This is a genomic window from Mycobacterium sp., assembly GCF_032162105.1.
GTDB lineage: Bacteria > Actinomycetota > Actinomycetes > Mycobacteriales > Mycobacteriaceae > Mycobacterium.
Window position 1 is genome coordinate 1 of sequence record NZ_JAVRPS010000353.1, and the last position, 8,507, is coordinate 8,507.

Below are 8,507 nucleotides of genomic sequence, written 5' to 3' on the forward strand. Positions count from 1 at the left end.
ATCGTCGGCGTGGTGGAGAACATGTCCGGCCTGCTGCTGCCGGATGGCACCACGATGAACCTGTTCGGCGAGGGCGGTGGCGCGCGGGTGGCCGAGAGCCTGTCCCGCGCGGTCGGCGCGGACGTGCCGCTGCTTGGTCAGATCCCGTTGGATCCGGCGTTGGTCGCCGCGGGCGATTCGGGTGTCCCGCTGGTGCTCAGCGCGCCGGACTCGGCGGCGGGCAAGGAACTTCGCAAGGTCGCCGACGCGCTGTCGACGCGCAGACGCGGGCTGGCCGGCATGTCGCTTGGCCTGGATCCGGCGGGCCGCTAGACCCCGCTTCAATTGCGCTCAGGGTCGTGCCGACGATTCACAGCCCTGCACGCAATCTCAACCGGCTTAGGTCGCGTCGCTATCGAACGGTGTGGCGGCAGGCGGCTGCACGGGCTTCGGTTCAGGCGGCATGGGCGTCGGATTGGTGGCCGGCCCACCCGGTGAAACGGGCTTCTCGAAGTTGCCGGTGAGGAAGGAATCGTCGCCGTCGAGCAGATGCTTGGTCAGGGCGGCCCGCGGCGACATGCCCCGCAGCTTCTGTAGCTCGCTCAACGGCTGACGCAGATCCTCGAACTCGGGGCCGAGGTCCTCGCGCAGCTGGCTGGTCGCGCCACTGAGGTACTCGCGGGCCTGCTTGATGCTGGCTGTCGTCCAGCGGATGGCGCCGGGCAGCCGTTCGGGCCCGAGGATCACCAGGCCGGCGACCACCAACACCAACATCTCACCCCAGCCGATGTTGCCGAACATGGCTAGGCAGCAGGGTTGTCGGGAGCGGGGTTGACGATGAGGGTGACGGGGCGGCCGTCGCGGACCACCTCGATCGGAGCGTCCTGGCCGATCTTGAGCTGCCGTACCGCGACGACCATCTCGTCGGCGTCGGCCACCTTGCGGTTGCCCACCTTGACCACGACGTCGTTCTCGAGGATGCCTGCCCTGTCGGCAGGCCCGCCACCCACGACGTTCTTGATCAGCGCACCGGAGGCCATCGAGTTGCTCACCGACACAGCGTTCAGGCCCAGCGTCGGATGGGAGACCTTGCCGTCCTTGATCAGCGTCTGGACGACGTCCTTGACCTCATTGACCGGGATGGCGAAACCCAGCCCACTTGCGCTGTCCGACAACGACTTACCGGCCGTGTTGATACCGATCACCTCGGAGCTCATGTTGATCAGCGGACCGCCCGAGTTGCCGTGGTTGATCGACGCGTCGGTCTGAACGCCATCGATCACGGTGTCGGTGTCGGACCCGTCGCCCGACAGCGGCACCGGGCGGTGCAGGGCGCTGACGATGCCGTGCGTGACGGTGCTGCGCAGGCCCAGCGGCGCGCCCGCGGCGATCACTTCCTCGCCGACTTTGACCTTCTCGGAGTCACCGAAGCGCGCGACGGTGAGGTTGTCGACGTTGTCGACCTTGAGCACGGCCAGGTCGGTCTTGGGATCGCGGCCAACCAGGTTGGCGGGGACTTCCTTGCCGTCGTTGAACACCACCGAGATCTTGAACGCGCTGGGGTTGGTGGCGGCCTCGGAGATCACGTGGTTGTTGGTAACGATGTAGCCGCGGCCGTCGACGACGACGCCGGACCCCTGCGAGCCCTGGGTGTCGCTGACGGCTTCGATGGTCACCACCGAGTCGGCGACCGCGGCGGCCACCGTGGCGAACCTGCCTGCCGGGGCCTCCGTGTTGTTGTCGGTCTCCAGCGTCACCTTGGAGGTGGTGAAGGCCTGGACCGTCTCGGCGGTCTTGTTGCCGACCCATCCGCCGATGAAGGCGATGACGATGGCGATGATCAGCAGGGTGCCCAACGCGAGCCAGGACACCTTGCCGCCGAAGAGCACGTCGCGGACGCCCAGCTTTCCGACGGGGGCGTAGACGACGGTGGGAGCCGACTTCGGCAGCGCCGGGGTGCCCAGCGACGGGGTGGCGGAGGGATCGCGCCACGGGTCGGCGGGCTGTTCGGGCTCCTGGTTGCGCTCGGCGTCCAGGGCGCCTGCGTCGGCTGGGTGCCGCTGCAGTGAATCGCCACTGCCGTTCTGAGGGCCGAAGGCCTGGGCGAGCACGGGATCGGGCGCCTGGTCGGTAGGCGTGTAGTCGCCCTGGTCACGATGCACGTCGGTGCCGAGGAACGAACCCCGGAAACCGTCGGGCCTGCCGAACGCCCGCGTGGCCGCGGGATCGACGGGCGGTCGCGACACCGGGCGTGGTGCCAGACGGTTGTTATTACCGGACTGGTCCTGATTGCTCACCCGTTAGTCACTCTCCATTGGAGCGGCCGCCTACCCGGCGGCCGCTGGTCGATCGACACCCATCCAGCCTACCGGCGCTTGCGACGAGCCCGCGCGGTCCCATCAGCAAACTGACTGTCTTCCGTCTCCGCAGGTGCATCGGGTGGCGGGTGATGCGGGATCTGGGACAACAACCCCAGCAACGCGCTCGGAACGATGATCGGGCATGAGTCCCGCAAAGCGCTGCGCGCCTGCCCCTGCGCCTCGACCTCGGCCGCGCACTGCGGACAGAGCGACAAGTGGGTTGCGGCGCGGAGGTGCGACTTCATCGTGAGTTCGCCGTCCACGAAGGCAGCGACGGCCTCGATCGACAGATGCTCGGTCGATCCGAACCGTCGCGGGCCGACCGGCGCGTTGCTCTGCGAGGCGAACTGGGCGGGCAGCCACGAGAATGCGCGACGGAACACGTCTCCCGGGTCGGCCATCACCCACTCCTCTCCGGTCTTTCGCATCACAGATCAACACTCTCACTTCGAATGTAACCCGATGGACCGAGCGGGACACCAATGAACGCTAGGCGGATTTGGCCGTGGCGTCGGAATGCGCGTCCGCGTGGGTTGCCAGATAGTCGCGCAACGCCTGCCGTCCGCGGTGGATTCGGCTGCGCACGGTACCGAGTTTGACGCCGAGGGTGGCGCCGATCTCCTCGTAGGACAGACCCTCGATGTCGCATAGGACCACGGCGGCACGGAACTCAGGGGGCAGCGAGTCCAGGGCGGCCTGCAGGTCGGGGCCCAGCCGGGAGTCGTGGTAGATCTGCTCGGGGTTCGGCTCGTCGGCGGGCACCCGGTCGTAGTCCTCGGGCAGCGCCTCCATCCGGATCCGGCTGCGACGACGGACCATGTCGAGGAACAGGTTCGTGGTGATGCGGTGCAGCCAGCCTTCGAACGTGCCGGGCTGATAGTTCTGCACCGAGCGGAAGACGCGGATGAACGTCTCCTGGGTGAGGTCTTCGGCGTCGTGCTGGCTGCCGGACAGCCGGTATGCCAGGCGGTACACCCGGTCGGCGTGCTGGCGCACCAGCTCATCCCACGACGGCATGGCGGCCTTGTCACCGGTGGCGTCGAACACCGCGGTGCCCGTCAGCTCGTCGGATGGCTCAACCCAATCGCTGTCGCCCTCCGGCTCGAGATGAGCCATGAACACGGGGGCAGAGGTGGTGGTCGTCGGATCCTCCAGGTCAGTAGTAGAGCCAGCGTCAGGGGTCAGCGGCTCGACACCCGCGGCAACCGATTCGTCGCCATGGTTATTCCCTGGCCGTCGGCTTCCGTCGTATTCCATGCGAGTACCTTTTCGGACCCTGGTGAGCTTGGCATATGAGCAAACTGAACTTTTCCTGAGAATGCGGTCTACCCCGTATGCGAGCTGGGCAAACTGGCCGACCGCGACCGGATTCTGACGGCCCGGCGCGGGCGTGTCGCGGCTTTCACGATCCCGGGTCGCTTACGCTGCGGGCATGGCCAGCACCGACGAGAGTCCGGCACGGCCCAGTCGCGCCGAATCCATCGTGGCGCACGCCGAGCAGTCGATCACCGAGGACGCGATCACGGCGTCCGCCAGGGAGCGCGCCGACGACAGCGGAGCGGGTGCCGTCACCCCCGCGGTCGGTGCGTTGTTGAGCGTCCTGGCGAAGGTGGCAGGCGCCAAGGCGGTGGTCGAGGTCGGCACCGGCGCAGGCATCAGCGGGCTGTGGCTGTTGTCCGGGATGCGCGCCGACGGCGTCCTGACCACCATCGACGTCGAGCCCGAGCATCAGCGGCTGGCCAAGCAGGCGTTCGTTGAGGCAGGCATCGGGCCGTCGCGGACGCGGTTGATCAGCGGCCGCGCCCAGGACGTGTTGACCCGACTGGCCGACGACTCGTACGACCTGGTGTTCATCGACGCCGATCCGGTCGATCAACCGCAGTTCGTCGTCGAAGGCGTGCGGCTGTTGCGGTCGGGCGGCGCGATCGTGGTGCACCGGGCCGCCCTAGGCGGCCGCGCTGGAGACGCCAGCGCCGCCGACAAGGAAGTCACTGCCGTGCGGGAGGCCGCGCGGCTCATCGCCGAGGACGAGCGACTGACCCCGGTGCTGGTGCCGCTGGGCGACGGTCTGCTCGCCGCCGCGCGCGACTGACCGCCCTTCCCCCGCACTTTTCCCTGCGCGAGCAGACGCATAGGCGCCCTTTTCATTGCGCAACAGGGCACTTATGCGTCTGCTCGCCGGAGAAGGCGAGATCTTTACGCGTTCCTGACGCGTGTCCCCTTGACCAAGGGCTGAACGCGCGTTTAGCGTACTAAACATGCGTTCAGCGGATGATCTGACGGCCACTGCACGAATTCGCGACTCCGCGATCGATCAGTTCGGCCGGCACGGCTTCAGCGTCGGGCTGCGCGCGATCGCCGAGGCTGCGGGCGTGAGCGCCGCGCTGGTGATCCACCACTTCGGCTCCAAGGAGGGTCTGCGCAAGGCCTGCGACGACTTCGTCGCCGAGGAGATTCGCAAGGCGAAGTCGGAGTCGATCCAGACGAGTGACCCGGCGGCCTGGTTTGCGCAGATGGCCGAGATCGAGTCGTACGCACCGATGATGGCGTACTTGGTGCGCAGCATGCAGTCCGGCAGCGAGCTGGCCAAGGACTTCTGGCAGCGCATGATCGACAACGCCGAGGAGTACTTGGAAGAAGGCGTGCGGGCCGGCACCCTCAAGCCCAGCCGCGACCCGCGCGCAAGGGCAATGTACCTGGGCATGGCCAGCGGCGGCGGGTTCCTGCTCTACCTCCAGATGCACGACAACCCAACCGATCTGCGCGCGGTGCTGCGCGACTACGGCGAGGACATGGTCCTGCCCGCCCTCGAGGTCTACACCGAGGGGCTGATGACCGACTCGACCATGTTCGACGCGTTCCTCGCAATGCGCGAAAAGGGCATCCCGTTCAGCACATCCCAACAAGGAGAGAGCGATGACAGCGACGTCCCTACGGCGGGCTAACACCAGTGAGCGACCGCCGCTTGCGGTCGAAATCCGAGGCCTGTCCAAGTCTTTCGGCCGCACCAAGGCGCTCGACGGCCTCAACCTCGTGGTCGCGCCTGGCGATGTCACCGGTTTCCTCGGGCCGAACGGCGCTGGCAAGTCCACCACCATCCGCGTACTGATCGGTCTGCTCAAGGCCAATGACGGGACCGCCCGGCTGCTTGGCGGCGACCCCTGGCGCGACGCGGTCGCGTTGCACCGCCGGATCGCCTACGTGCCCGGCGACGTGACGTTGTGGCCCAACCTGACCGGCCTGCAGGCCATCGACTTCCTGGCCAGCCTGCGCGGCAACGACGTCGACACCCGGCGCCGTGACCAGCTGATCGAGCGCTTCGAACTCGACCCGCACAAGAAGGCGCGCACGTACTCCAAGGGCAACCGGCAGAAGGTGGCCATCGTGGCGGCGTTTTCCACCAACGCCGAGCTCTACATCCTCGATGAGCCGACGTCCGGCCTGGATCCGTTGATGGAAAAGGCCTTTCAGGTGTGCGTCGAGGAAATTTCCTCCCGCGGCGCTGCGGTGCTGCTGTCCAGCCACATCCTCGCCGAAGTGGAGAAGCTCTGCGACAACGTGACGATCATCCGCGCCGGCCGCGCGGTGAAGTCCGGAACCCTCGATGAGCTGCGCCACCTGATGCGCACGACCGTCACGGTGCGCACCCGCACGGACGGCCAGACGCTGCAACGCACCCAGTTCGTGCACGATTTCTCGATCCACGACGGCCACTACACCTTCTCGGTGGACCGCAACGATCTGGACCGCGCGATGGCCCTGCTCACCGACCTGGGCATCATCGACCTCACCGTGACGCCCGCGTCGCTCGAGGACATGTTCCTTCGCGAATACCAAGGGGCGACGCGATGAGCACCACTGCCGTCGCACCACGGACGGGGCGATACGAAGCCACACCCGGCGGCTCGCCCTGGACGGGAACGCTGCACCTTCTCCGGCTTGCGGTACGCCGCGACCGGCTCCGGCTGTCGGTCTGGATCGCCGTCCTCGTGCTGATGATGGTCTACTCGCCGAACACCATCAAGCTGGCCTACCCGGACGAGGCTCAGCGCTGGGCCCGCGTCAACATGCTCAAGACGCCCGCCGGAATGATGTTGGGCGGTCCGATGTTCGGCGGCAACGAAACCGAACTGGGCGCGATGATGGCCAACGAGCTGATGCTCACGCTGATCATCGCGACGTCGATCCTTGCCATTCTCACCGTGATTCGACACACCCGCGCCGAGGAGGAAAGCGGTGCAGCGGAATTGGTGCTGTCGTCGGTGGTGGGCAGGTACGCCCGCACATACGCCGCGCTGATCCTCATCGGCGGGGTCAACGCGATCCTGGCCGTCACCATGACGGTCGCGATGGCCGCGACCGGCTTCGGCATCGTCGACACCGCGGCGATGTGCCTTGGCATCACCGGTGTCGCGATGGTGTTCGGTGCGGTCGCCGCGGTCACCGCCCAGTTGTGGCGGCAGGCCCGTACGGCGACCGGCGCCGCGATGGCGGTGCTGGCGCTGGCCGCCCTGATTCGCGGCGCCGGCGACGTCATCGACAATTCGGGCAGCGCGCTGAGCTGGTTCTCCCCCATCGCCTGGGCGCAACAGATGCGCCCGTTCGTCGACCTGCGGTGGTGGCCCTTCGCACTGCTGGTCGCGCTCGCGGTCGGGCTGATGGCGTTGGCCGCCGTGTTGGAGAGCCGACGCCAGTACGACGCAGGGAACATCCCGTCGTCCGGTGAGCGGCCGAACGCCCGTCCGATCAGAAACGTGCTGAGCCTGCACCTGACCCTGCAGCGAGGTCAGACCATCGGCTGGACCGTCGGATTGTTTCTGGGCGGCTTGGCCTTTGGTTCGATGACCAAGTCGCTGCTCGAAGCGGCCAAGGACAACGAGCTGCTCGCCAGGGTGCTCGCAGCGCAGGGCAACGACGGCGTCTACTCGACGATGACGCAGTTCCTGGCGGCCGCCGCCACCGCGTACGTCGTCACGGCCGTCATGCGGGTGTGGGGCGACGAGCAGTCCGGGCTCGGCGAGGCCGTCCTGGCCGGCGCGGTATCGCGGAGGCGGTGGTTGTTCACCGCGGTGGCGTCCGCGCTGATCGGATCGGCGGTGCTGATGTTCTTCGCCGGTCTGGGCAACGGGCTCGGCGCAGGCTTGACCCTCGGTGAGCCAGGGACCATCGCGCGGCTGACGCTGGCCGGCCTGGCGTTCGTCCCCGCGATGGCGGTGATCGCCGGCATTGCGGCGCTCGCGGTCGCGGTCGAGCATCCCTGGATCGGTTGGCTGGCAGTCACGTTCGTCGTCACGTCGCTGTACCTGGGCGCGCTGCTGCGGCTGCCGCACTGGCTCATCGACCTGTCGCCGGTGGGCCGTACGACGGCGCCGGCGAACTATCCGGTGGTCGCGCTGGCGGTAATGGTCGTCGTCGCGGCCGCGATCACGGCGCTCGCCGGCTGGATCTACCGCCGTCGCGACGCGCTATAGAGGAAAGGAGAAGAGATCATGAAGACCGCACTTCACGTAGCAACGACCTCCGTGCTTGGCCTGGCACTGATTTTGCTGACGTTGTTCTGGCCGGCGGGGACGATCCACTACTGGCAGGCATGGGTCTTCTTCGGCATGTTCGTCGGCTTGTCGGTGATATTCGCCGCCTACGCCGGGGTACGGAATCCCGAAGTGCTGCGTCGGCGGATGAATGCAGGGCCCCAACATGAATCGAGACCCGTGCAGAAAATCGTCAGCGCAGGCGTCGTGCTGGCATTCTTTGCCCTACTTGTCGTCTCGGCGTTCGACCATCGGTTCGGCCGGTCCGACGTGCCGACGGCACTGGTTATCATCGGGGACGTGATCGCGGCGGTCGGGCTTGGCATCAGCATGCTCGTCGTCGCCCAAAACAGCTATGCTGCAGCCAATATCACAGTTGAGGCGGAGCAGACCGTGGTGTCCACCGGACTGTACGGCCTGGTGCGGCATCCGATGTACTTCGGTATGCTCGTCATGCTCATCGGCGTCCCGCTTGCACTCGGTTCCTATTGGGCACTTGTCATCGTGCCGATCGATGCGGTCCTGTTCGCAATTCGCATCTTCGACGAGGAGAAGGCGCTCACCGAAGGGCTCCACGGATACCGGGAGTACGCCGAGACGGTGCATTCCCGTTTGGTACCAGGCGTGTGGTGAAGGA

General features: G+C 67.0%; 10 protein-coding genes. 6 read left to right on the forward strand and 4 right to left on the reverse strand.

Features of this window, described 5'->3' with window-relative positions; genetic code table 11:
• Positions 1-312, forward strand: a 312-nt coding sequence (locus QOC69_RS17910; protein WP_526441952.1) for a MinD/ParA family ATP-binding protein, incomplete at its 5' end; no start/stop codon positions are given.
• Between the two features lie 66 nt (positions 313-378).
• Here QOC69_RS17910 and tatB read toward each other — a convergent pair.
• From tatB to sigE, 4 genes are all read right to left on the reverse strand, one after another.
• Entirely contained in the window at positions 379-780 is a 402-nt protein-coding gene (gene tatB, locus QOC69_RS17915) for a Sec-independent protein translocase protein TatB (RefSeq protein ID WP_526441954.1), read from the reverse strand.
• A 2-nt stretch (positions 781-782) separates the two neighbouring features.
• A complete protein-coding gene (htrA, locus tag QOC69_RS17920; RefSeq protein ID WP_526441956.1) occupies positions 783-2,276 on the reverse strand; it encodes a serine protease HtrA in 1,494 nt (497 codons plus the stop codon).
• Positions 2,277-2,344: 68 nt separating this feature from the next.
• On the reverse strand, positions 2,345-2,740 hold the full coding sequence (gene rseA / locus QOC69_RS17925) for an anti-sigma E factor RseA (protein WP_526441958.1): 396 nt from the start codon (positions 2,738-2,740) through the stop codon (positions 2,345-2,347).
• Positions 2,741-2,828: 88 nt separating this feature from the next.
• Complete coding sequence (gene sigE, locus QOC69_RS17930; protein ID WP_526441960.1) at positions 2,829-3,596, reverse strand: RNA polymerase sigma factor SigE; 768 nt, start codon at positions 3,594-3,596, stop codon at positions 2,829-2,831.
• 175 nt (positions 3,597-3,771) lie between these two features.
• Here sigE and QOC69_RS17935 point away from each other — a divergent pair, with 175 nt between their 5' ends.
• The 5 genes from QOC69_RS17935 (at position 3,772) to QOC69_RS17955 (ending at position 8,503) form a co-directional block, all read left to right on the forward strand.
• Entirely contained in the window at positions 3,772-4,431 is a 660-nt protein-coding gene (locus QOC69_RS17935; protein WP_526441962.1) for an O-methyltransferase, read from the forward strand.
• Between the two features lie 166 nt (positions 4,432-4,597).
• Entirely contained in the window at positions 4,598-5,284 is a 687-nt protein-coding gene (locus QOC69_RS17940; RefSeq protein WP_526441964.1) for a TetR/AcrR family transcriptional regulator, read from the forward strand.
• On the forward strand, positions 5,256-6,191 hold the full coding sequence (locus QOC69_RS17945; RefSeq protein WP_526441966.1) for an ABC transporter ATP-binding protein: 936 nt from the start codon (positions 5,256-5,258) through the stop codon (positions 6,189-6,191). The genes QOC69_RS17940 and QOC69_RS17945 overlap by 29 nt, the downstream gene beginning before the upstream one ends.
• Entirely contained in the window at positions 6,188-7,810 is a 1,623-nt protein-coding gene (locus QOC69_RS17950; protein WP_526441968.1) for an ABC transporter permease, read from the forward strand. The genes QOC69_RS17945 and QOC69_RS17950 overlap by 4 nt, the downstream gene beginning before the upstream one ends.
• 18 nt (positions 7,811-7,828) lie before the next feature.
• Positions 7,829-8,503 (forward strand): methyltransferase family protein, encoded by a 675-nt coding sequence (locus tag QOC69_RS17955; protein ID WP_526441970.1) that lies wholly within the window; start codon positions 7,829-7,831, stop codon positions 8,501-8,503.
• Positions 8,504-8,507: the final 4 nt, after the last annotated feature.

Coding starts and splice junctions, on each gene's coding strand:
- tatB (WP_526441954.1), bottom strand. CDS start 780: ATGTTCGGCAACATCGGCTGGGGTGAGATGTTGGTGTTGGTGGTCGCC.
- rseA (WP_526441958.1), bottom strand. CDS start 2,740: ATGGCCGACCCGGGAGACGTGTTCCGTCGCGCATTCTCGTGGCTGCCC.
- sigE (WP_526441960.1), bottom strand. CDS start 3,596: ATGGAATACGACGGAAGCCGACGGCCAGGGAATAACCATGGCGACGAA.
- QOC69_RS17935 (WP_526441962.1), top strand. CDS start 3,772: ATGGCCAGCACCGACGAGAGTCCGGCACGGCCCAGTCGCGCCGAATCC.
- QOC69_RS17940 (WP_526441964.1), top strand. CDS start 4,598: ATGCGTTCAGCGGATGATCTGACGGCCACTGCACGAATTCGCGACTCC.
- QOC69_RS17945 (WP_526441966.1), top strand. CDS start 5,256: ATGACAGCGACGTCCCTACGGCGGGCTAACACCAGTGAGCGACCGCCG.
- QOC69_RS17950 (WP_526441968.1), top strand. CDS start 6,188: ATGAGCACCACTGCCGTCGCACCACGGACGGGGCGATACGAAGCCACA.
- QOC69_RS17955 (WP_526441970.1), top strand. CDS start 7,829: ATGAAGACCGCACTTCACGTAGCAACGACCTCCGTGCTTGGCCTGGCA.